The sequence below is a fragment of the Chlorobium ferrooxidans DSM 13031 genome, from assembly GCF_000168715.1.
Taxonomy (GTDB): Bacteria; Bacteroidota; Chlorobiia; order Chlorobiales; family Chlorobiaceae; genus Chlorobium; species Chlorobium ferrooxidans.
Map to the genome: position 1 here is coordinate 13378 of NZ_AASE01000016.1, position 23623 is coordinate 37000.

19 protein-coding genes, 1 tRNA gene and 2 pseudogenes are annotated in these 23623 nt (G+C 51.0%); 13 read left to right on the forward strand and 9 right to left on the reverse strand.

Translation table 11 applies throughout. The annotated features are described in order from the left end of the window. Positions 1–14 precede the first annotated feature (14 nt). From CFERDRAFT_RS08175 to CFERDRAFT_RS08195, 5 genes are all read right to left on the reverse strand, one after another. Positions 15–500, reverse strand: a complete 486-nt coding sequence (locus CFERDRAFT_RS08175; protein ID WP_006366746.1) for a GyrI-like domain-containing protein — start codon at positions 498–500, stop codon at positions 15–17. A 54-nt stretch (positions 501–554) separates the two neighbouring features. Continuing rightward, positions 555–1001: a phage tail protein gene (locus CFERDRAFT_RS08180; protein ID WP_006366747.1), complete on the reverse strand. Its 447-nt coding sequence runs from the start codon at positions 999–1001 to the stop codon at positions 555–557. 82 nt (positions 1002–1083) lie between these two features. Next, positions 1084–2169 carry an SIR2 family protein gene (locus tag CFERDRAFT_RS08185; RefSeq protein ID WP_006366785.1) on the reverse strand — a complete coding sequence of 362 codons (1086 nt, stop codon included), beginning with the start codon at positions 2167–2169 and terminating at the stop codon, positions 1084–1086. Between the two features lie 344 nt (positions 2170–2513). Next, positions 2514–3716 carry a radical SAM protein gene (locus CFERDRAFT_RS11750; protein WP_006366748.1) on the reverse strand — a complete coding sequence of 401 codons (1203 nt, stop codon included), beginning with the start codon at positions 3714–3716 and terminating at the stop codon, positions 2514–2516. A 40-nt stretch (positions 3717–3756) separates the two neighbouring features. Continuing rightward, the gene (locus CFERDRAFT_RS08195) at positions 3757–3990 is read right to left on the reverse strand and encodes a hypothetical protein (protein WP_040433524.1); all 234 of its coding nucleotides are present in this window, start codon (positions 3988–3990) and stop codon (positions 3757–3759) included. Positions 3991–4316: 326 nt separating this feature from the next. Between CFERDRAFT_RS08195 and CFERDRAFT_RS08200 the strand changes: the two genes are divergently transcribed. The 5 genes and pseudogenes from CFERDRAFT_RS08200 (at position 4317) to CFERDRAFT_RS08220 (ending at position 9578) form a co-directional block, all read left to right on the forward strand. Further along, positions 4317–5918, forward strand: coding sequence for a thiamine pyrophosphate-dependent enzyme (locus tag CFERDRAFT_RS08200; protein ID WP_006366749.1), 1602 nt, complete (start codon positions 4317–4319; stop codon positions 5916–5918). A 7-nt stretch (positions 5919–5925) separates the two neighbouring features. Continuing rightward, positions 5926–6508: pseudogene (locus CFERDRAFT_RS08205) on the forward strand (indolepyruvate oxidoreductase subunit beta). Between the two features lie 5 nt (positions 6509–6513). Beyond that, positions 6514–7815: pseudogene (locus tag CFERDRAFT_RS08210) on the forward strand (phenylacetate--CoA ligase family protein). A 15-nt stretch (positions 7816–7830) separates the two neighbouring features. After that, positions 7831–8259 carry an ACT domain-containing protein gene (locus tag CFERDRAFT_RS08215; RefSeq protein WP_006366752.1) on the forward strand — a complete coding sequence of 143 codons (429 nt, stop codon included), beginning with the start codon at positions 7831–7833 and terminating at the stop codon, positions 8257–8259. Between the two features lie 119 nt (positions 8260–8378). After that, positions 8379–9578 (forward strand): aminotransferase-like domain-containing protein, encoded by a 1200-nt coding sequence (locus CFERDRAFT_RS08220; RefSeq protein ID WP_006366753.1) that lies wholly within the window; start codon positions 8379–8381, stop codon positions 9576–9578. Positions 9579–9739: 161 nt separating this feature from the next. Here the strand turns inward: CFERDRAFT_RS08220 and CFERDRAFT_RS08225 are convergent, their stop codons facing one another. Next, the gene (locus tag CFERDRAFT_RS08225) at positions 9740–11842 is read right to left on the reverse strand and encodes a sigma-54-dependent Fis family transcriptional regulator (RefSeq protein ID WP_006366754.1); all 2103 of its coding nucleotides are present in this window, start codon (positions 11840–11842) and stop codon (positions 9740–9742) included. A 295-nt stretch (positions 11843–12137) separates the two neighbouring features. Here CFERDRAFT_RS08225 and CFERDRAFT_RS08230 point away from each other — a divergent pair, with 295 nt between their 5' ends. The 4 genes from CFERDRAFT_RS08230 to CFERDRAFT_RS08245 are packed head-to-tail and all read left to right on the forward strand — an operon-like array spanning position 12138 to position 16473. Next, positions 12138–13463, forward strand: coding sequence for a TolC family protein (locus CFERDRAFT_RS08230; protein ID WP_006366755.1), 1326 nt, complete (start codon positions 12138–12140; stop codon positions 13461–13463). 1 nt (position 13464) lies between these two features. Further along, positions 13465–13896 (forward strand): universal stress protein, encoded by a 432-nt coding sequence (locus tag CFERDRAFT_RS08235; protein ID WP_006366756.1) that lies wholly within the window; start codon positions 13465–13467, stop codon positions 13894–13896. Continuing rightward, positions 13883–14881 (forward strand): HlyD family secretion protein, encoded by a 999-nt coding sequence (locus CFERDRAFT_RS08240; RefSeq protein WP_006366757.1) that lies wholly within the window; start codon positions 13883–13885, stop codon positions 14879–14881. The genes CFERDRAFT_RS08235 and CFERDRAFT_RS08240 overlap by 14 nt, the downstream gene beginning before the upstream one ends. After that, complete coding sequence (locus CFERDRAFT_RS08245; RefSeq protein WP_006366758.1) at positions 14878–16473, forward strand: DHA2 family efflux MFS transporter permease subunit; 1596 nt, start codon at positions 14878–14880, stop codon at positions 16471–16473. Before CFERDRAFT_RS08240 ends, CFERDRAFT_RS08245 begins: the two co-directional genes overlap by 4 nt. A 17-nt stretch (positions 16474–16490) precedes the next feature. Here the strand turns inward: CFERDRAFT_RS08245 and CFERDRAFT_RS08250 are convergent, their stop codons facing one another. Further along, positions 16491–17813 carry an MFS transporter gene (locus tag CFERDRAFT_RS08250; protein ID WP_006366759.1) on the reverse strand — a complete coding sequence of 441 codons (1323 nt, stop codon included), beginning with the start codon at positions 17811–17813 and terminating at the stop codon, positions 16491–16493. Between the two features lie 341 nt (positions 17814–18154). Between CFERDRAFT_RS08250 and CFERDRAFT_RS08260 the strand changes: the two genes are divergently transcribed. Together CFERDRAFT_RS08260 and CFERDRAFT_RS08265 are read left to right on the forward strand one after the other, a co-directional pair. Beyond that, on the forward strand, positions 18155–18700 hold the full coding sequence (locus CFERDRAFT_RS08260; protein ID WP_006366760.1) for an acetate uptake transporter family protein: 546 nt from the start codon (positions 18155–18157) through the stop codon (positions 18698–18700). Between the two features lie 321 nt (positions 18701–19021). Beyond that, positions 19022–19234, forward strand: a complete 213-nt coding sequence (locus CFERDRAFT_RS08265; protein WP_006366761.1) for a dodecin — start codon at positions 19022–19024, stop codon at positions 19232–19234. Between the two features lie 79 nt (positions 19235–19313). On the opposite strand, the gene CFERDRAFT_RS08270 is transcribed toward CFERDRAFT_RS08265, so the two are convergent. Together CFERDRAFT_RS08270 and CFERDRAFT_RS08275 are read right to left on the reverse strand one after the other, a co-directional pair. Beyond that, entirely contained in the window at positions 19314–21176 is a 1863-nt protein-coding gene (locus CFERDRAFT_RS08270; RefSeq protein ID WP_040433527.1) for a phosphoenolpyruvate carboxykinase (GTP), read from the reverse strand. A gap of 141 nt (positions 21177–21317) precedes the next feature. After that, positions 21318–21881 (reverse strand): TlpA family protein disulfide reductase, encoded by a 564-nt coding sequence (locus CFERDRAFT_RS08275; RefSeq protein ID WP_156778041.1) that lies wholly within the window; start codon positions 21879–21881, stop codon positions 21318–21320. 155 nt (positions 21882–22036) lie between these two features. Here CFERDRAFT_RS08275 and CFERDRAFT_RS08280 point away from each other — a divergent pair. Next, a tRNA-Thr gene (locus tag CFERDRAFT_RS08280) sits at positions 22037–22109 on the forward strand. 122 nt (positions 22110–22231) lie between these two features. Next, positions 22232–23620, forward strand: a complete 1389-nt coding sequence (gene atpD, locus CFERDRAFT_RS08285; RefSeq protein ID WP_006366764.1) for a F0F1 ATP synthase subunit beta — start codon at positions 22232–22234, stop codon at positions 23618–23620. The last annotated feature ends 3 nt before the right edge of the window (positions 23621–23623 follow it).

Below are 23623 nucleotides of genomic sequence, written 5' to 3' on the forward strand. Positions count from 1 at the left end.
TGAAGGCAAAAAGGTTAAGCGTCCGGAGCTCCTGCGTTCGAAATGGCTATCCATATCTCGACATCTCCCGAACCGGTGCGGGTATCGAATCGCTGATCATAAACCTCAAAATCGGGCTTATTCGCCGACCGGTAACCACCGTTCGGAAACCATTCGTGCAGGATGCGCTCCCAGGTTGTCCTGATGGTCGAAATTTGACCGCTATGGCCGAAAACAGCATACTCCTCTTCCAGAATGCGCATTCTGCCAAGTTCAGAAGGAAGTCCGGCAAACGAGTCAACCTCGACACCGCACAGATATTCGATGCCGCCGGCATCATGACCGCACATCACCCCGTAAAATGCTGAACCGGTTTGACCGGGTATCCGCCCAAGAGCGCGGAACGCCTCCCACTGTTCAGGGATGCTCCGTGAAGATTCCGTGTAAAGGTGATAGCACCTCAACCCGCCAAGAAGCATCGGGCGACCATGCGCAAAACGGATGGGCTTAATCTTCGGCATCACCAATATCCTGTGGCGCGTTTATTAGTGATGCCGATACATGTATTAACATAATCATTCAATGATTACTCCCTCATGGGCCAGCTCGATACTCTCGATCGCAACTTCGTTTCCTGTGGCCTTAAGGCCGGGGGATGAGATCTTCACCGGCCATGCGTTGCTCATCTTCCAGACCATAACCGGCTCTCCCTGCTCATCAAGCAAGGTGATGGTGACTGCTTTACGCTTGATCGTGTTCGTTTTGCTATCATCAAACCAGCTCAAAAGGCTGCGCTTACCCCTGAATACCCCGTTTTTCAGGATCACATGACCTCGACGGATACCGGGCATCTTGATCGTGGCAAAGGTGGATGTGATGGGAGGTTTTTCGCCCTGCCTGTATGCGATGGGCTCTGCCTCCATGTCAAGGCCGGTGACCTCCTGAAAGGAAAGATTTACAGCATCAAACGTCACCAGAAAGTTAAATCCATTGTACGAATGCCTTGAACTGTCATCTGCCATAGTGTTGCTAAATCAATACTTTAAATATCTACCAACTTATTCAGGCGTGTTTCAAATTCTAATTCGTTGACCATTGATAGAATTAATAAGGCGGAAACATACTGTTAACTGCATCTAATACTCTAAGCGAACTATTCTGATCAAATCCTGAATTGATATGTATAGTATTATGTGTAGGATGAGAAAAACCGAGTTTAATTTTCTCTATTGGATCAATAACAATAACGGGTGCATCATCTCTAATATATCTGTCACATAAATCGTTGATATACTCATCTCGAAATGCAAACCCTATGAAAACAATTGCAATACTCCGTTCAAGTGACTTTGCGAAATGTGCGTGAAATGCCTGAAACAATGCTTCATCAGGTCGTCCTTTGAAGCCCGGATAAATAATAGCGTGCTTATTGTGACTACCCTTATAGAAAGGATCACCAATATGAATTTTCTTCCCATTTCGGGACCAGTTTACCGATCCATGCAGTTTAGTTAATAGATTATTATTTGATTCTTTAGCCCATAGATCTGTGTCCAGCGTTCTATTGATTTTACCTCGCCATCCCGTATCAATATTTCTTAAATCGCTCTTATTCAGCTTTGAAAGAGCAGTCTCAATTATCAAATCATAATTAGTCGTAACAATCTCTATATTTTCTATATTTTCATCAAATGTCAGAAGTCGCTCAAGAAATGGTATCCACGTTTTTTCAAGTCGGATACTATTTGGTTCTTCTGAATAAAATCTATAAACTTGTTCATTAATGCTATCCATAAGCTCACGGATCATGCTTAAAGCCGCGTTAGATTGGCTTTTAAATAACTGCAGATTATGATTTTCCATCTTGGTTATTTTGGATAACCTATGGTCGGTTAACATCCATCCTGGCAATTTTCCTTGGTCACATGCCACAGAACAAAACTTATCGAACTCTTGAAGATGCCAAAGGACCTGTTCAATGTCAATACTCACTGTTTCGTTCTGATTTTTCAGGAAATTGAGCAATTCATTAAACAATAAGTTCTCCTTGATCTCTATTGGCAACTGCTCAAAGAACTCAACCGTTGTCGGATATATTTTTGGATCAACCGCTTTTGAAGCACCTGCACCGGCAAAAACAACTACAGTTCTATCATTCATATCATCTGAAGTAAATTCATTTTTTTTCATAACATTATTATTTCTTTTAGAAGTCAGAAGCGAATAAACGCATCACAATTAAATGTAATAAAAAGCAAAGGAAGCTGTGTTATATCGCAAGTAAACCTTAGCGTATTTCTTGGGGAATTTATTGGATTTTTGTAACCCGTCCTAAGCAGGACCGCTTCTCGTAGAAAAAATTATCAGCCGCTATGAACTGTTACGATGGTTAGGCATATAATAGAAACGAATACACCCTTAACGATCAGGAGACATGCTGGTAGCGGAGACTGTACTCATAACGGTTTATCTGAAGATGGATTTCAGAAAAAAGGATCTCTCTGCCCCGCATGGCCAAAACCTGGATGCATCCGTCACCTGCCAAAAAGCCGGTCATGGAGCGGGCGGGTAAACTGTTCAATAAATAGGGCGGTATCGATCTGCCGCTGAAGCAGCGCGATCTCCTCTTCACCAAGAGAGAGCATCTCACCTGTTTTTTTTATCCGGCACACATCATTAAAAAGCAGCAACGCTGACGCCCGGAGCTGAAGCTGAAGAAATTCGCAGTGATAGGTGGTTTTATGGTTTGCGTCGCCATAGTGCTCAAAATTATAGGCGCGGCATTCAGGACAAAGCGGCAGAAGCGGACAGGCTGCGCATGTTTCGGGCTTCAGTTTCTTGCGTGAAAGATCAAAAAAAGCCTCCGATCCGTCCCGGGAAAAAGGGATTGCCCGTTCACAGGTGTATTGCTTGCCATCGGTACCGATGGTTGCCATATTTTTACCGATACCGCACAGATAGGATTCAAGGAAGTGGTAGTTTTCAGGAAGCGGCAGGCTTGCCTCAAGCGGAATAAGAAGTGTTGTTCGTGGAATGGCCGGATTGTCGGAATAGTAACGCACCAGCGTGTCAAGCTCCCTGCCGAAGGATTGCAGATATGCGTGACGGCTTGCCTCACCACCCCATACATCCTCAAAAACCAGGTTCGCCTGGCAAGTGAATCCCAGATTATCAAGAAACATGATCCCTTCTGCACAATGCCGAATAGAGGCGGGTCCGATGGTCATTTTCACAGGAACCCCGTAACGCTTTATAAACTCAAGATGCGGTTCAAGCAGAGCATAGGAATCAGAACGGTTGGCGTTATGCATCTCCGGTGTGCCGTCAAGACTTACAGCAAGCGAGACATCGGGGTTTTCAAGCAGCCAGTTCCTGATATCCTCATTCAGGAGGGTCCCGTTGGTTGTAATACCGAAAACAAGCTTTGAGGGATCCCGTGCTGTTTTGAGCCAGTAGGCACGGGCGGTCTTGGTGAGTTGTTTGATCTTCTCAAACTCAAGCAGCGGTTCTCCACCGAAAAACCGTATCGACGTATCGGTCGAAGGATCGATGCCGTCAATGATGGCAAAAAGAGTCTCCAATGCCCTTTCGACATCAAGATCACCGCCCTCACGACCCTTCTTCTGATAGCAATAGGCGCACTTGAGGTTGCAGCGCTCTGTCATGATAATGTGAACAAGAAAACGGCGTTCCTCTTGCTGCACTTTAAGCCATGTAGAATTACTCAGTGCGGCCATCAGCTGTCCCGGTGATCGGAATCTATGGGAAACAGCAAACCTATCGCCCGCTACCCGCGGTGCACCATCCACATGAAGCACTCCCCGGACCCTGAATCGGCCATGTTGGAACCTTTTGCAGACCAAGCTCTGCTTTTATACCCCTCACCCTATCAAGTACATCCTGATCAGCGGAAAGTGTCGATTCAAGTTCAAGCGATTCGGCATGAATTTCCTTAAGTTCGGCAAATACCTTTTCTGCTTTCGCCTGCAGTTCTTCTGCACGTTTATTCATACAGCACCTCCTGCGGTTATAAGAAGTTTGATTGCGGTACAGAACACCTATGCGCCGAAGCTGCGCATAGCTTAAGTATACCATATCCGGCACTTATGAACAAATACGGCCCATTCAAAACCGGGAGGACACGTCATAAGACCAGGCAATATCCCGGAGAAGGTCTTCGGCATGCTCCGCCATAAATGAAAAGCGCTTTTTCAGGATTTGACACCAGAAGAACATCTCCACATTGCTGCATTTCAGAAGCCATCATGATTTTCTCTTTTCCATCTCTTCAGAACGAAAAATTTCTGATCTTCGATGATAATCCGTAAGTTTGCTGCATGAAAAAAGAACTCTTACTGGGTGCTGAAGCTATTGCTCTCGGTGCTCTTGACGGCGGAATATCCGGCGTCTACGCCTACCCCGGAACCCCTTCGACCGAAATCACCGAATACATCCAGAAGAACAGCCATCAAAGGAAAGAGCCGGTGCGCTCTGCCTGGTCTGCGAACGAAAAAACCGCCTATGAAGCGGCTCTCGGTATGTCCTATGCAGGCAAACGGAGTCTGGTCTGCATGAAGCATGTCGGCCTTAATGTTGCCGCCGATGCCTTTATCAACTCGGCCATTACCGGGGTAAATGGCGGACTCGTTGTTGCCGTAGCTGACGACCCGTCGATGCACTCCTCGCAAAACGAGCAGGACAGCCGGGTTTATGGAAAATTCGCCATGCTGCCGGTGCTTGAACCGGCCTCTCAGCAGGAACTTTACGATGCTACACGAGAGGCTTTTGATCTTTCGGAGTCCTTCAGACTTCCGGTACTGCTCCGGCTTACGACAAGGCTTGCGCATTCACGCGCAGGAGTCGAAGAGCGGGAGGTGCGCCCGCAGAACAGACTCAACGCCATCCATGCTCCTGAACGCTTTGTCCTGATGCCGCATAATGCCCGCCGTCAGTATAACCACCTGCTCGGCATGCAGAACAAGCTTGACGCCTATTCAGAGCAGTCATGGCTGAACCGCCTGATTCCCGGAACGGGCTCAACAGGCGTTCTTGCCTTCGGTATTGCATTCAACTATGTCATGGAGGTTCGGCAGGCTTACGGTATGGAGTTCCCTGTTCTCAAAACCGGCTGCTATCCGATGCCGAGAAAAGCGATCGAGGATCTCTTCTGCCGCTGCGAAACAGTGCTTGTTGCCGAGGAGGGTTACCCGGTCTACGAAGAGCTGCTGAGAGGCTATTTCGGCGGCAGGAATATCAGGGGACGCCTCGACGGAACACTCCCGAGGGCGGGAGAGCTCAACGCCGACAGCGTAGCCAAAGCTCTCGGAATTGCTCCGAAAAAGCTCATACCGGTGCCTGAGATTGTGGCAAACCGTCCCCCGGCACTCTGCAAGGGGTGCGGGCACCGTGACCTTTATGAAGCACTCAACACGGTGATGAGCACCTGTAGTGAGCGCCATGTATTTTCAGATATCGGCTGCTATACACTCGGAGCGCTCCCGCCTTTCAATTCGATCAGCACCTGTGTCGATATGGGCGCATCGATCACCATGGCCAAGGGTGCGGCAGACGCAGGGCTCCGACCGGCGGTAGCGGTAATCGGTGACTCCACCTTCACGCACTCCGGCATGACCGGACTGCTCGACGCGGTCAACGACCAGGCACCGATCACGGTTATCATCGCTGATAACGACACTACGGCCATGACCGGCGGCCAGAACTCGTCAGCAACAGGCTCGAAACTGCATGCAATCTGCCGGGGAATCGGCGTTGATGAACAGCATATCAGAACCATTATTCCGCTGAAATCCCAACTTGAAGAGAACATCGCCATCCTCAGGGAGGAGATTGCATGGGATGGCGTGTCGGTCGTGCTGGCATACAGGGAGTGTATTGAAGCAGCTGCCCGAAAAAAACGTAACCGGAAAGGAACGCCTTAACAAAACCATGCAGATCAACATTATTCTTGCCGGAGTCGGAGGTCAGGGAATACTGAGCATCGCTGCCGTAATCGATCACGCGGCCCTGCGGGGCGGTCTCACGGTCCGGCAGGCTGAGGTGCACGGTATGAGCCAGCGAGGAGGTGCGGTGCAGTCACATCTCCGCATTTCCGATACGGAGATCTACTCCGATCTTATTGCCGGGGGGAACCGCCGACCTGATCCTTTCGGTAGAGCCGCTTGAGGCGCTCCGCTACCTCCCCTGGCTTGCCCCGCACGGGCGGGTGGTAACCGCGACAGAACCCTTTGTCAATATGGCAGCCTATCCGGCTATGGATGAGATTCTCGCCGAGCTTGACCGGACTAACCGACCGGTGCTGATCAACGCCGCAGAACTTGCCCGCCAGATAGGCAACACAAGAGTATCCAACATGGTCATGCTTGGAGCGGCATCACCGTTTATCGGCATTGCTTCAGAAGAGATAGAGAGCTCCATAGAGCGGCTCTTTCAGGCAAAAGGAGCTGATATTGTAGCCATGAATATCAGGGCATTCAGAAAAGGAGAGGAAGTATCACAAACTCAAGCATGAGCGACATGATCTGGAACAAGCAGTATGAGTGCATGGAGCGCGAAGCGCTTCTGAAACTTCAGGGAGAGCGGGTAAAATTGATGGTTAACGGGTCTACGACACCGTCCCTTTCTACCGAAAAAAACTTCAGGAAGAGGGAATCCAACCCGCGTGACATCAACACCATTGATGATCTGAAAAAACTCCCCTTTACCACCAAGCAGGACCTGCGTGACAACTACCCCTTCGGTCTTTTTACCCTGCCCCAGACCGACATCGTCCGGCTGCACGCATCAAGCGGTACTACCGGCAAATCAACCGTTGTCGGATACTCCCAAAACGACATTCAGATGTGGAGTGAAGTGGTTGCCCGCTCACTCACCATGGCAGGCGTAACCAACTCCGACATCATTCAGATTGCCTACGGGTACGGGCTCTTTACCGGTGGACTCGGCCTCCATTACGGCGCAGAGAAGGTTGGAGCCTCGGTCATTCCGATCTCCGGCGGTAACACAAAAAAACAGCTTCAGCTCATGGAGGACTTCGGCTCTACGGTCCTCGCCTGTACGCCATCCTACGCCGCATACCTCGGCGAAGCCCTTGCTGAAGAGAAAATTGACCGCCGCAACATCAAGCTCAAAGCTGGAGTTTTCGGCGCCGAGCCATGGACCGAAGGGATGCGCTCACAAATCGAGCAGCTTCTCGGCATCAAGGCCTATGATATTTACGGGTTGAGTGAAATTATCGGCCCCGGCGTCTCGATGGAGTGCCACTGCCAGAAGGGCATGCATGTATTTGAAGATCACTTCATTCCGGAAATCATCAATCCTGATACCTGTGAAGTGCTCCCCTACGGAGAGCTTGGTGAACTGGTCTTCACCCCGGCAACCAAGGAGGCGATGCCGCTGATCCGCTACCGGACCCGCGACCTTACCCGGCTGCATGCCGAAAAATGCGACTGCGGCCGCACTCTGGTTCGAATGGAAAAGTGCGTCGGACGCTCGGACGATATGCTGATTATCCGCGGGGTTAATGTCTTCCCGTCACAGGTAGAGGCGGTGCTGCTTGAGATGAGCGAAACCAAACCCCACTACCTGCTTGTTGTAGACCGTGAAAACAACCTCGACACGGTTGAGATTCAGGTAGAGATCAATGAGCAGTTCTTCTCTGATGAAGTGAAGGAGCTTGAAGCGCTCCGCCAACGGATCAGGGCAAATATAGCAAGCACACTCGGCATCAGTGCAACTATCCGCCTTGTTGAACACGGCACAATTGAGCGAAGCATGGGCAAAGCGCAGCGGGTGGTTGACAAACGCAAACTTCAATAACGAACAGGAGTGGCCATGATCATCAAACAACTGTCAGTCTTTCTTGAAAACAGGACCGGACGGCTGACCGAACTGACCGGCATCCTCGCAGAAAATGACATCAACATCTCGGCATTCAGTATTGCCGATACCGCCGACTACGGCATTCTTCGCATGATTGTCGGGCGTCCCGAACCGGCGGCCGAGATTCTCCGGAAACAGGGCTTTGCCGTCAAAATCACCGATGTCATCGGCATGATCATCCCGCACAGTCCCGGCAGTCTGCATAAGGCGCTTGAGCTGCTGTCGAGCAACAACGTTGCCATTGACTATATGTACGCCTTCGCTTCCGGAGAGTGCAAGGCAACCGTTGTGATCAGGGCTGAATCACTCCAAAAAATTATCGATGTCCTGATGGAGCATAAGATGGAGTTGTTGCAGGAGGGGGATGTTTATCAGGTTTGATAGTGAAGAAAAGGACTTAAAGGACAACAGAGACGACAAGGACGACAAGGACGAATGTAAGATAGAAGAGATGCTGTTCGAGCGCTGATATACCAATTATTTTTTATCAATAGCAAGCAATGCCAAGATTCTCCAAATCTGTTTCATCACTCCGCTCTTCCGAGATCAGGGATCTTATGACGCTCGCTTCACGACCGGACATCATCTCTTTTGCTGGGGGGATGCCCGGTAATGACCTCTTTCCCGTCAGGGAGATCGAAGAGCTCTTCTCACAGCTCAGTGAAAAAACCAAGCAGTCCGCGTTTCAGTACGGCCCTACACCGGGGCTGCCAACCCTCCTTGAATCGCTCGGAGACTTCCTTGAAAAGAAGGGGCTGCCGGTAAAGGAGAACCGGCTGCTCATCACTACCGGCTCGCAGCAGGCACTCAACCTGCTTGCCAAGGCATTTATAGATCCGGGGGACCCCGTGCTGGTTGAAAACCCCTGTTTTATCGGTGCGCTCTCCGCATTCCGCGCCCATGAAGCCGCGCTCAAAGGATTGCCGGTTGATCGCGAGGGTATTTCGATAGCGGCGCTGCAAGAGGAAATCGCACACAGCGTAAAACCAAAATTTCTCTACATCACGCCATATTTCCACAACCCCGCAGGGCTGCTCTACACTCAGGATCGCAAGGAGGCGCTTGTTGCTGCACTCCAGGGAGAGGAGATTCCGCTCATTGAGGATGATGCATACGGGGATCTCTATTTTTTTGAAGAGGACCGTCTGCGCCTCCAGCCGATGAAGTCGATCAATCCCGGCGGAATCGATATCTGCTACACCGGATCGTTCTCCAAAATTCTCGGGCCGGGACTTCGACTCGGCTGGATGCTTGCACCTGAAGAGATTTACAATAAATGTGAACTGATCAAGCAGTCTGCCGATGCCTGTTCACCGAGCTTCACCCAGGTGATCGCCGACACCTTCATCCGCTCCGGCCAGATTGACAGCTATATCGCCAGCGTCCGCCAGGAGTATAAGAGGAGGGCCGCCGCCATGGTTGCCGCTCTCCGGGAGCACCTGCCCGACTATGTAGAGTGGAACGAGCCCAGGGGCGGATTCTATATCTGGCTTACCCTTCCGGAAGGGTGTGATGCCTCCCGGATTTTGCAGATTGCCATTGAAGGCGGAGCAGTATTCGTCATAGGCCGCACCTTTGACCCGACGCCTTCGGTTGTGCGCAACAATACACTGCGGCTCTCCTACTGTAACAACACCCCTGATCAGATTGCCGAAGGGATCCCGATTGTCGCCCGCGCCATCCGCCAGATTTGCGGATAAAAGCGGAAGAAAGTGGAGAAGAGGGGGAAAAGAGAGTTGAGTGATGTGCCGTATTTTCTCTCTGTCTTTGATGTCCTTGATGTCCTTGATGTCTTTTCATTCCTTTGTTAAAGGCCTTAAGCGATTCCATTGAATCACGTAAAAGGGTTTATAGCGTTTCCCTACTGATACCGTTTTTTGATACACAGCTTGTCGATTCGGGAGTAGAGCGTTTTAGGGTGCATTGCAAGCAGTTCGGCGGCACCGCCGATGCCGCTCACCCTGCCCTTTGAACGATCAAGGGCCTCAAGTATCAGTTCCCGCTCCAGCACGGCAATATCAAGTTCAAAATCCTGCATGGTTTTAACCGCTCCCCCGGAAGGTCGCCCCGCGACAGGCTGCGCCGGAGATAAAATCGAGGAGAAATCCAGTGATGCTCCGTCAGAAACGATAACCGCCTGCTCAATGAGATGAGCCAGTTCACGGATATTGCCCTTCCACTCCCGCTCAACAAGACGCTTCATATCACTCTCTTTAAACAGACGAAGCGGTTTGCCGAACTCCCTTGCATATTTGGCGGCGAAATGGGCAGCAAGCATCGCAATATCATCCCTTCGTTCACTGAGTGGAGGAATAACAAGCGGAAAAACATTGAGGCGGAAAAAGAGATCCTCGCGAAAGCGCCCCTCGGCTACCTCTTTTGCGAGATCACGATTGGTAGCGGCAAGAACACGCACATCAACCTTGATAATCTGCCTTCCGCCAAGACGCTCAAACTCACGCTCCTGAAGCACACGAAGCAGTTTGGCCTGCAGCTCAAGCGGCAGCTCCCCTATCTCATCAAGAAAAATCGTCCCCCCCTCTGCCAGTTCGAATTTACCGATCCTCCGCTCTGTGGCACCGGTAAAACTCCCTTTTTCATGGCCGAACAGCTCTGATTCAATCAGCGGCGCCGGCAGTGCTGCACAGTTTATCTTGATCAGTGTGCGCTGCTTTCGGGAAGAGAGATTATGCAACGCCCTGGCAAACAGCTCCTTGCCGGTACCTGTTTCTCCCTGAATAAGTACGGTGGCATCAGTCGGCGCGACCTGGCTTACCCGCCGGAGTACTGCGCCAAGTGAGGCGCTCCTGCCGATAATCTCTTCAAAGTTATGCTCCGCCTTGATCTCGTCAAGAAGGCAGGTCCGCTCCCCCTCAAGCTTCCGGCGGAGCTCATCAATCTCCTCGAACGCAAGATAGTTCTGCAGGGCAAGGGAGAGCTGGGGAACAATCAACCGGACCATTGCCTGATCCTGCTCATCAAAAACACGTGAGGTATCGGAGATAATCAATCCTGCCCGGCTTCCCGGCATATCCCAGAGCGGAACGGTAAGCAGGGAGCAGATGCCGAATTTTTCACGGACAAGCGCAAGAATACGGTATGAAGAACAGAGCTGAAGAAAACTTTCCCCGCTGTAGCATCCAGGAGTAGTGATAAGCGAAAAACTCTCCCGTGCTATCGCTTCGGAATCGACAACCCCAAGCAGCTCATTCGAAGTGACCTGCAAAAAGCCGCTATTGTTCTCGTGCATAAAATTGTCATAAACACGAAACGAGCCATCCTCACCCATAACCCTTATGCCAAGAAAGGTGCAGGGCATGAGCTTGTCGATCTGCTCGCAGACTGAAAGCAGCATCCGGTTGCGATCCTTGATGGTAAGCAGGGCATTGTTGACGGCAAGCTGCATGGCGGTCTGCGCTTCGCGCTGCCGGAGCTCCTCGTAGGCCAGCGCATTGCTGACGGCAACCGCTATCGGGGAAGAAAGGGTTACAAGAAGCCCCTTCTCGCTCTCCAGCCACTTTTTTTTGTCATCCTTTGAAACAAAACAGAGAAAGCCGATAACCTTTCCCCCGGTTCGCAGCGGAGCAAGTACAACCTGGCGCATACCGAGTTCATAGAGCACCTGGGGAACAGGAAAATCCGCAGGAAAACTGCCGATCGACTCTCCGATATTCAGCACGGATACCGTCACATCTCCCAGATGGGGTTCAATCCAGGAGCCGGCTATCGGCCGCTTTTTACGCTCGACACCATCAGGAAGCTGAAAACGAAGCATTTCAAAAAAAACACTGCTGTAGCGCCGGTCCTTGTCAAAGGTGATAATAACGACGGAATCAAACTCAAATACCAGACGGAGTTTGTCTGTTACTGTCCGGAACAGCTCCTGGGGATCGCGAATGGAACCGACGGCATCGCTTATATACTGCATAAGCATATGCGCCTCATGGGATGAAGAGATACTCATAGGATCGCAAGAAAGATGATATTCCTAAATAATAGGAAGACAAAATAGAGAATATTCTCATTATTTCAGAACAAGCGAAAAGAGAAAAGATACTAAACCCTATTTTAATAACATGTTAACTCTATTTTTCTTCCCTTTTCTTTCTGGCATACGAATTGCCTTAATAAGTAATAACAGGAAAGAACACCTTGGGTAAAAGAATAAAGGGCTTCACTATACATTGTTGCGCACGGTTTGAGTCCCGAACGTGTCGGGAGAATACATTTATAGCGCAGCCCGAAATCACCGGGAAATAATGAAGAGAATACTGATAAGAGTTGCCGTGTGGACAGGCGCAGCAATGATGCTTGCAATGCCATGCCGGAGTGCTCTCGGAGGAGAATCCCCCGAAGGGGTACTGACACTTGAAAAAACAATCGGGCTTGTTCGTGAAAACCACCCGGCCCTGAAAGCCGCAGCCGAAGAAATCACTGCTGCCGATGCCCGGGTTACCAAAAGCAGAAGCACCTGGTTCCCTCAGATAACGGCAAGTGCAGGGTACACCTATATTGATCCGGTCTCGGAAATGAGTTTTGGCGGCAGCGCTCCGATCAAATTCATGCCCAACAACAACTACGACGCCAAAGTCACCGCAAGGGCCACAATATTTGATTTCGGAAAACGGGGAAACGGTGTCGAGCTTGCACTCTCAGGGAAAAGATCGGCCGAACACGCACTCGAAATTTCCCGCCGGGAGCTCTCCTGGCAGAGTATCCAGCTCTTTTACGGAAATCTTTTGCTGCACGAAAGCATAAGGGTAGAACAGAAGGAGATTGCGGCGCTGAACAAGGCTCTCGACTTCTCGACAAAACGATACCAGGCAGGATCAGCAACCCGGTTTGATCTCCTCTCCACCGAAGTGCGTATCGCTGCCGCCCGGAGCAGAGCGCTTGATCTGGCTCATGCCCTGCGCCGGAACGAACTGGCCCTGCGGCGCCTGACGGGCATCGCTGATAACGGACCGTTAACCCTCAATGGCTCATTTTCCGTCACGCCATCCGCAGCAAGAGAAACCGGAATGGTGGCTCAGGCGTTACAGCAGCGGCTGGAGGTGAAACTTTCAATTGAGAACGAAAAGAGTGCCAGCCAAAAGCGATCCATCGCCATAAAAGAGGGGATGCCGGTCATTACCGGAAGTGCCTCCTACGGCAGGAGCAATGGCTACCAGCCCGATATTGAGGCGATGCGTAATAACATTGCCGCCGGGCTTCATCTTGAAATCCCCATCTTTTCAGGCTTCCGTAACCGTGCTGAACGACAGGAAGCCACGGCGCTCATGCATGCCGCCACGTTGCGCAGGCTTGATACCGAGCAGCAGGTAAAAAACGAAGTCGAAGAGATGCTTGACGGAGTTCAGACCTCATCGAAAAAGCTCCTGACTACCGATGCCCAGGTAAATCAGGCGAAACTCGCTGCCGAACATGCCCGGGCACGATTCGAAAACGGTATGGCAACCACGCTTGACCTTCTCGACACGGAAGCTTCACTTTCCCAGGCAGAACTTGCCCGGTTGCAGGCGACCTATGAATACGTAATGAGCAGCTATGCACTGAAACGGGCAACCGGGGAGGTTTTCTGGTAATATGACACGCACACTGAAAAAAATTATCTGTGCCGTTGATTTTTCGGCCTGTTCGGATGCCATGATCAGTTATGCCGCAGAGATGGGGTGTAAAGAGACGGAACTCATTATCCTCCATATTGCTTCTGAAAATGAGCAAAACAAAGGAATTCACGGTATGCACCTGCATGAGTTTTCCCGTTACAGCAATATCCTTGAACCGCACGGCTCAAACATCCGCTTTGCCTTGCAGCACGGTGATCCGGCAGCAGGCATTCTTGGCTATGCTGCCGAGCAGCAGGCGGATATGATCATGCTCGGCTCTCACGGCTCCACAGCCCTCACCCGGCTTCTTGTAGGAAGCACTGCAGAAATGGTCATGCGCCAGGCTGAGTGCCCTGTTATGGTAATGAAAACACCTGACAACCAGACAAAAAAACATGGAACAACCTGAATCGAAAACAATGCCAGAGAACATCACAAAGGAAAAAACACCATTGAAAGCATCGAAGCCGGTGCGCATCATTATTGTCGTGATTGCCATTGCCACAGCCGTAATCTGGGGCGGCGGCCGACTCTACCACTCATTCCTCTATGTTGAAACTGATAACGCCCAGATTGAGGGCGATGTCTATCCGGTCATATCGCGCATTCCGGGAAAGGTTCAGGATGTTCTCGTCGATGATAACCGGATAGTAAAACAAGGGGAAACAGTTATCCGGCTTGAAGCTGCGGATTATGAAGTGCGCCGTGACATTGCATCGGCTGCGCTGCAGAGTGCCCGCGCCTCCGTTTTGGCGGCAGAAGCAAATGCAAATGCCGCTGCAGCAACCGAGCGCAAGCTCAATGCCGATCTCGGGCGCAACAACAACCTTCGGCGGCAGGACGTTGTGTCACAGGCGGAATTCGATGCGGTCCGTGCCGGTGCTGACGCAGCGAAAGCCCAGTATGCTTCAGCGACAAGCCAGCGGGGTGCTGCCGCTGCACAGGTTAAAATGCGTGAGGCGGAACTGCGCAATGCCGAACTCCAGTTGTCCTACACCACCATAACCGCTCCGGCTTCAGGGCATATATCCAGAAAGAGTGTTCAACCGGGGCAGTACGTAGCCCCCGGCCAGCAGCTTATAGCAATTGTGGGCAGCAATAAATTATGGGTTGTGGCAAATTTCAAGGAGACCCAACTTGATAAAATCACTCCCGGGCTTCCGGTCATCATCCATGTTGATGCCTACCCTGGCAAGGAGTTCAAAGGAAAAATCGAGTCCATCTCATCAGGTACCGGGGCAAAGTTCTCTCTGCTGCCGCCCGACAATGCAAGCGGAAACTTCATCAAGGTAGCGCAACGGGTTCCGGTGAAAATTGTATTTACCGAAACCCCGGACAAAGCGCAGCAGTTGGCGGCCGGGATGAACGTGGTGGTTGAGGTGAGGGTAAAATGACCTCCATTGCCCCAATGCTGCCGAATCCGGCCCACGCCTATGAGACCGGGTTGAAGAAAGTGATCATCACGTTGACGGTTATCGTCTCGGCAATGCTTGAGCTGATCGACACAACCATCGTCAACGTAGCGCTCACACAGATCAGCGGCAACCTCGGCGCAAGTATTGAGGATGTGGCATGGGTCATCACCAGCTACGCCATCGCCAACGTTATCGTCATTCCGCTTTCCGGCTTTCTCGGCAACCTGCTCGGGCGTCGGAACTACTACATCGGTTCCATACTGCTTTTTACCGCAGCTTCGCTGCTTTGCGGCATGGCGCCGAACATCTGGACGCTGGTCTTTTTCCGCTTTCTGCAGGGCCTTGGCGGCGGAGCACTTCTGCCTACATCCCAGGCCATTCTCTACGAAACCTACCGTCCTGAAGAGCGGGGCAAGGCAACCGGTATTTTTTCGATGGGGCTGGTTCTCGGCCCGACTTTCGGCCCTCTGCTTGGCGGTTTTCTGGTTGACTACATGACGTGGGAGTGGTGCTTTTTTGTCAACATCCCGGTCGGTCTGCTTGCCGCATGGTCGGCATTCACCTTTATCAAGGAGCCAAAGGTACAGCATGCTGTATCGAAAATCGACTGGACCGGCATCGGACTTCTCGCTGTCGGTATCGGCTCGTTGCAGTTCATTCTTGAACGGGGAGAGTCAAAAGACTGGTTTGAAACACCCTATATCACCTGGTTCACTATCATTGCTGTAGTATCCCTGATAGCATTTGTCTGGTGGGAGCTGCACACCGAAGAGCCGGCTGTTGACCTGCGGGTGCTTGCCCGAAGCAACAACCTTGCTATTGCGGCAGTTCTTACCTTTATCGTCGGATACGGCCTCTACGGCTCTCTCTTTGTCTTCCCCGTCTTTGTTCAGCGGCTTCTCGGCTTTACGGCTCTCCTTACGGGAACCGTGCTCTTTCCAAGTGCACTCGTAACCGGAATCATTGCGCTGCCGCTTGGCATCGCCCTTCAGAGGGGTGCATCACCAAAACTGCTTATGAGTTTCGGGATGAGCGCATTTGTCTTTTTCTGCTGGAACCTCGGCCAGCAAACCATGCAGTCGGGCTCTGAAAACTTCTTCTGGGTACTGCTCCTGCGTGGTGTAGCCCTTGGCTTCATCTTTATTCCGGTCACCATGCTCGCGGTGGCAGGGCTGCACGGCAGGGATATCGGGCAGGCAACCGGGCTCAACAACATGGTGCGTCAGCTTGGCGGCTCTTTCGGCATCGCAATCACCAACACCTATATCGCCAAACGGGTTGCCGCTCACCGGGTAGAACTGCTGAGCCATCTCTCCCCCTACGACCCAGCCGCAGTGGCAAGAATTGATGCCATTAAGCAGGCCGCAACCATGAGGGCCGGTGTTTCACCCTCCGAATCGGAGCTTGTAGCCCTGAAGGCGCTGGAAGGCACGGTTACCATACAAAGCCACCATCTCGCCTATATGGATGCATTCATGCTGATCGCCCTGCTCTTTGCGCTTGCACTGCCGCTGCTTTTTTTCATTAAAATCAACAAAAGCGAAAAAGCAGACCTCTCCTCCGCCCACTGAATATGAAGGGTCCGTTATTACTGCGCCCCTTCCGATGAGTTGTAACGGCTGTAAGCGTTGCGGACACTGCGATTGGTGTAGATGAGAACTATCGCAGCAAGAATGGTTACCATGCACCCTGCCCGGATGGCAATGCCGGTACCGAAATGCTCCGAAATATAGCCGATCTCCAGGTTGCCGATCGGCATAAAACCCATAAAGACCATCATGTAGAGGCTCATCACCCGGCCACGAAAACGGTCATCAACCGTGCTCTGGATGGTAGCGCTCAGGGTGGATACGGCTGCCACAAGACCGAACCCGCCAAGGAAAAGGAAAAAAAGCGCCACCGGCAGTGAAACAGAGAAGGTAAACCCGATTAGTGCCAGAGCGAACAGAATGGTACCACCGGCAATGAAAACAAGCCGGTCAACTCTTCCGGAGAAGATGGAGACAAGCACGGTCCCGATAACCGAACCAAGACCAGACACCCCGTAGAGATAGCCAAGACCTGTTGCTCCCATGCCGAATGTTTGTTTGGCAATAACCGGAAGCATGGTAACATAGGACCATGCAAAAATGGCGATTACGGCAATAAAAAAAATAGCGGTGCGGATCACCGGATGCTGCCAGGAGTAGCTCAGCCCCTCCCTGATCGCCAGCACAGGATTGCCTGAAATGGTCGCGCCTCCCTTTTTAGGCGATGCTTTCATGGAGATGAGTGAGAGAATAACCGCAAGAAAGCTCACACCATTAAGCAGAAAGGCGCCGCCCGTTCCGGTTGCCGATATCAGAAAACCCGCAATAGCCGGACCGATCACCCGCGAACCGTTGTAGATCGCAGAATTCATCGCAATGGCCGACGCAAGATGCTCCCGCTCTACAATTTCACTCAGAAAAGCCTGGAGAGCCGGAACATTCAGGGCATTGACGCATCCGAGCAGAAAAGAGAGCAGAAGGATGATGCCGATGGTGACGGTGCCGGTCAAGGCAAAATATCCAAGTACAAAAGCCAGCAGCATAGCCGATGACTGCGTCCAGAGCAGAATGGTTCTGCGCGGATAGCGATCAACAAGCACACCGCCGAAGAGGGAGAGAAAAAGAGTAGGCAGGGTTGAGGCTGCGGCTGCAAGACCCACGTCAAACGCTGAACCGGTAATTTCAAGCACCAGCCACCCCTGGGCCACCATCTGGATCCAGGTGCCGATCATGGAGATTACCTGTCCGGGAAAGTAGCGGCGGAAATCAGGACTCTGAAACGCCGGAAACGCCGAAAGAAGGCGTCCCGATAGTGAACGCTCTCTTTGAGGCCCGGAACGTGTCGTATTGTTTGATGTTGCGTCTTCAGCAGGCAGCGTCATTACAGCAGGTCGTCTTCAGTTATTCTTCTTCTGACAGCTCCAAGGTATTAAAATCAAGCGGGAATTCCCGCATGGAGTTATGCGCATCTTCATAAGCACACAATCATCGTCCTCGCGGCAGATCAAACCATACCACCCCAGGATTTGCGACATAATAGCGCACAAAACTCCTTTGTTTTTCGCCCGGAATACAGAGATGGTTACAGATACAAAAAGGGAGGAAAAGGTGCCACTCATTGATATAAATAAGCCGTACATTCAGCCAGCTCATGCAGGCTGAATTCGCCTGAAGGAGCTTGAATGTAAACTTCATCAACAACAAAAAGCAAGGAGTTCTTCCGATGAATGCAGTAAATCCGGAAGCTATCGGTCTGTTCGGGCTCATCGTCACCGTCTGGGTGTTCGGTCTCGAACAGTTGGGGTTCGGACTGGACAAGGAGACCGATCATGCAAAGCTGGGGCGAAGTCTTGCCCATGTCGCCCTCTGGTTCGGAGGGGTCGCACAGATTTTCACTGCCCTGTGCATGTTTCTCTTCGACATGGGGTTGCCTGCTGACCTGAGAATCTATCTGGGCACCATCTTTGCCACCTACGGGCTTTTCTGGGTTGTTGTCGCCATGCATTTCTACAATCCCGGCGACAAAAAGGTCTATGCGCACATGTTTCTCGGGATCTTTTTCATTACGGCACTCTTCAGCTTCAAAGCCGTCCTGCTCGGCAAAATCTGGCCACTGGCCACCGTGCTGCTGCTTATTAATGTGCTGACGATTCTGCTTCCGTTTGCCTGGTACAAACAGAACGCCATCATCACCAAAATCTGCGGAGCAACAAACGTGGCCATCGGCCTCTGTGCCGTGCCGCTCCTCATGCACTCCCTCGGCATGTGACATCTCCTCCCTTTTGCCCTGAACATTCCCGGATATTACGGAATGTTCAGGGCCGACATGATCGGGCATCCAGCAGCAGAGTGACCTCCATTACGTCAGCAACAACCAATCGCACCTTCCCCCGGCTCCTGAAACTCCGCTTCTGTAACGGTTAAACGAATAAAAACACAGCTATTTACTCAATAACTGCAAGCCGGAAAAGGAAGTACTGAACAGTTGTTTTGCAGATTTCGCCTGATTTGCTAATATGAGTGCTGGCCTGACGTAAATTCAGCCTGTACAGTATCTGATTTTTTTTCAAGGATTAAACCATTTCACGCCATGAGCGATCACATCTATAAGAAAATTGAACTTGTCGGCTCTTCGCAGACGAGCATTGAAGAGGCCGTAAAAAATGCTGTCGCAAAAGCAGCCGAGACCATCAGAAACATCCGCTGGGTTGAGATTATTGAAACCCGCTGTCATGTTACTGACCAGCAGGTCGCCTACTGGCAGGTTACCGTGAAAATCGGCTTCACCCTTGACGAGGAGTGATTCACCTTTTTTTTAACGCAGAAAGGCGCCGGAACCGGCGCCTTTCTGCGTTAATCGATCAAGGAATCCTCTCCGGAAGTTATTCCGCTTCATAGATTTCCGGCGCCAGCGACCAATGCCTTGGAGAGAGCCAGAGCGTTGAGAGCATCAGTTCACGGATGTGAGGAAACTCTTTTGGCAAACGGTCGTAAATCATTTCAAAAAGCTGCTCATGGGAAAGGAGCTCGGTCTTCCATGCTTCACGGTCTACCGACATCAGCTTGATGAACTTCTCTTCCGTCATATCCTCAAGACCTGTCCAGTCAATCATATCGTACTTCGGCATCCATCCCAGCGGACTTTCAACGGCAGCAACATCACCGTGCACACGATCAACAATCCACTTCAGTACCCGCATGTTTTCACCGAAACCGGGCCAGAGGAATTTGCCGTTTTCGTCCTTGCGGAACCAGTTGACACCGAAAATTCTCGGCAGCTCGGTGAGCGTGCGTCCTACATGCAGCCAATGGTTGAAATAGTCGCCCATATGGTAACCGCAGAAAGGAATCATGGCGTAGGGATCGCGACGCACATCACCAACGGTTCCGGCTGCCGCAGCAGTTTTTTCCGAACCCATTGTTGCTGCAAGGTAGACTCCGAAATTCCAGTTTGCTGACTGGTAAACAAGAGGAACGGTATCGCCCCGGCGTCCGCCGAAAATAAAGGCACTGATAAGCACGCCTTTCGGATTTTCCCAATCGGGATCAAGGGAGGGGCACTGACTTGCCGGAGAGGTAAACCGTGCATTCGGATGTGACGAGAGCCTTCCGCAGTCGGGGGTCCAGGCTTTTCCCTGCCAGTCAATAAGCTCTGCAGGAGGAGTGTCGGTCATTCCCTCCCACCAGACATCACCATCAGGAGTCATGGCTACATTGGTAAAAATACAGTTCTTAGACAGCGTGGCCATGGCGTTCGGATTTGATTTCTCCGAAGTACCGGGAGCTACGCCGAAAAATCCGTATTCCGGGTTGATGGCATAGAGGCGGCCATCCGGACCGGGCTTGATCCATGCAATATCGTCACCAACAGTAGTCACTTTCCACCCTTTGAACGATTCCGGAGGAATAAGCATGGCAAAGTTGGTCTTTCCGCATGCACTCGGGAAGGCTCCGCCGACATAGGTTTTTTCGCCTTCCGGAGATTCAACACCCAGAATAAGCATGTGTTCGGCAAGCCACCCTTCATCACGAGCCATTGAGGATGCGATACGAAGTGCGAAACATTTTTTACCGAGAAGGGCATTGCCGCCATAGCCACTGCCGAAAGAGACAATAGAGCGCTCTTCAGGGAAATGGACAATATATTTGGTGTCACTGCATGGCCAGGCAACATCCTTCACTCCCGGCTGAAGCGGAGCTCCGACGGAGTGAAGACAGGGAACAAAGTCACTGTGCTCATCAAGAAGATCCATAACCTGGCGGCCCATACGCGTCATGATGCGCATATTGGTGACCACATACGGGGAGTCGGATATTTCAACGCCGATATGGGCAATAGGTGATCCGAGCGGTCCCATGCTGAAAGGAATGACATACATGGTCCTGCCGGTCATGCAGCCGCTGAATAGCCCGTTTAGAGTCGCCTTCATCTCTTTTGGCGCAACCCAGTTGTTGGTTGGGCCTGCGTCCTGTCGGCGAATGCTGCATATATAGGTTCTGTCCTCAACTCTGGCGACATCGCTCGGGTCTGAACGACAGAGATAACTGTTCGGACGCTTCTCTTCTGAGAGCTTGATAAAGGTGCCGCTCTCAACCATCTGTGTACAGAGGCGGTCATACTCTTCCTGGGAGCCATCGCACCAGGATATGGAACTCGGACGACACAGTTCAGCGGTTTCCTTAACCCACTGGAGCAGTTTTTTGTTTTTCACATAGTCCGGAGCATTGATCTGCATAAAAGTCATTGTTTGTTTCTTTTGGAGACTAATCGTTATAAAAAAAGACGTCCGCATTCAACACTGAATGCGGACGTGGAGAGGAGAAACTGAATATGTCCGGATAGAGAGAGAGTCGGACACCAAAACCCTTGTTCATAAAGTCAGGTATTATTTTACTTTTACCGGCTTTTTGAGTGCGGCAAGAATGATCTTCTCAAATTCCGCTTTACTTTTACCCCCGGTAATGACCTGGGTCACCCGTCCTGATGCGTTCACAACAAAGGAGGTCGGAATAGCCTTGATCTGGCCATCCGGAACAAATCTGCCAAACGAGCCAAGAAGCTGGTCATCAGACATGACAACAGGGTAACTGATCCTGTTCCCAGTTATGAATGACTTGATGGTCGGGGCGGTTTCATTGACTGCGATACCAATAAAAGTAAATCCATTACGACTGTATTGATTCTGCAGGGCAACCATATCGGGAATCTCTGCTCTGCATGGGGGGCACCACGATGCAAAAAAATTCACAATATAGGCCTTGCCTGCCAGTTGCGCTGATCCAATCGCCTTGCCATCAAGCGTAACTGCTGAAAATGCAGGTGCCGGGGTATTAAGAGCCGCAACAGGAGCGACAGCAAACGCATCGCCGTCGGTTCCGGCAAGAAGCAGAAGACAAAACAGTGCTGTATTAAAAAATTTGCTGATCCCGCTCTTCAATCTTGTATTCATAACCATCCGGATTTAACTGATAATTGAGCTTTTTGTCCAATGCGCTCTAATATAGCAATTCTTCTTTTTTTTTATGACATAAATGGTATGGTAATTATCTTTGTGTTTCTTTGCCAAATAAATTATATTTAGGCTTGTCTTTTTTATATGCTTAAGCCACCTTAGCTCAGTTGGTAGAGCAACTGTTTCGTAAATAGTAGGTCGTGGGTTCGACTCCCTCAGGTGGCTCTTAGCCGGGGCAGCCTCAACAGCGGGATATTATGGCTCATGATGCCCGATGAAAAAAGACAGACAAGCCCCGAGAACTAAACGTTTGATTTCCCTATTAAAATCCTATCAAAACTGTCGCTATGCAAGAAGGTAAGATTTCCCAGATCATCGGCCCTGTTGTTGATGTTGATTTTCCCGAAGGACGACTCCCGTCTATTCTGGATGCACTGACCATTACTCGACCTGACGGAACAAAGCTTGTTCTTGAAACCCAGCAGCATCTCGGCGAAGAGCGTGTGCGTACCGTATCAATGGAGAGCACGGACGGTCTGGTCAGAGGAACGAGCGTCGCCAATACAGGAATGCCTATCCAGGTTCCTGTCGGACCGGAAGTTTTAAGCCGGATGATGAACGTTGTCGGCGAACCCATTGATGGTCGCGGTCCGGTCCATACCGCAAAAACCTATTCGATCCATCGTTCAGCTCCGAAATTTGACGAGATCTCCACAAAAGCGGAGATGTTTGAAACCGGTATCAAGGTTATCGATCTTCTCGAGCCGTACTCACGCGGCGGCAAAACAGGTCTTTTCGGTGGCGCCGGTGTAGGTAAAACCGTTCTGATCATGGAACTCATCAACAACATTGCCAAACAGCAGTCGGGCTTCAGCGTATTTGCCGGTGTAGGCGAACGTACCCGTGAAGGAAACGATTTGTGGCATGAAATGATGGAGTCGGGCGTTATCGATAAAACAGCTCTTGTTTTCGGACAGATGAATGAGCCTCCCGGTGCCCGTCAGCGGGTTGCTCTGACAGGACTCAGCATTGCAGAGTATTTCCGTGATGAGGAAGGCCGCGATGTGCTTCTCTTTATTGACAATATCTTCCGCTTTACCCAGGCAGGTTCCGAGGTTTCCGCACTTCTCGGTCGTATGCCGAGTGCTGTAGGATACCAGCCAACCCTCGCCACTGAGATGGGTCAGCTTCAGGACAGAATCGTTTCTACCAAGAAGGGTTCGGTTACGTCGGTTCAGGCTATCTATGTTCCTGCGGATGACCTTACCGATCCGGCACCTGCTACGGCATTTGCCCACCTTGATGCAACAACCGTGCTTTCACGTCAGATCGCCGAGCTTGGTATCTACCCAGCTGTTGATCCTCTTGACTCCACGTCGCGTATTCTTGATCCGAACATTGTCGGTGACGATCATTACGACACTGCCCAGGCTGTCAAACAGCTTCTCCAGCGCTACAAGGATCTCCAGGACATCATCGCCATTCTCGGTATGGACGAGCTGAGCGACGAGGACAAGCTTGTCGTTTCAAGAGCCAGAAAAGTACAGCGCTTCCTTTCACAGCCATTCTTCGTTGCCGAGGCATTTACCGGTCTTGCCGGAAAATATGTCAAGCTTGAAGAGACCATCAAAGGCTTCAAGGAGATCATCGCAGGAAAGCATGACAATCTGCCGGAAAGCGCATTCTACCTTGTTGGAACCATTGAGGAAGCCATCGAGAAAGCAAAAACGCTCTAAACA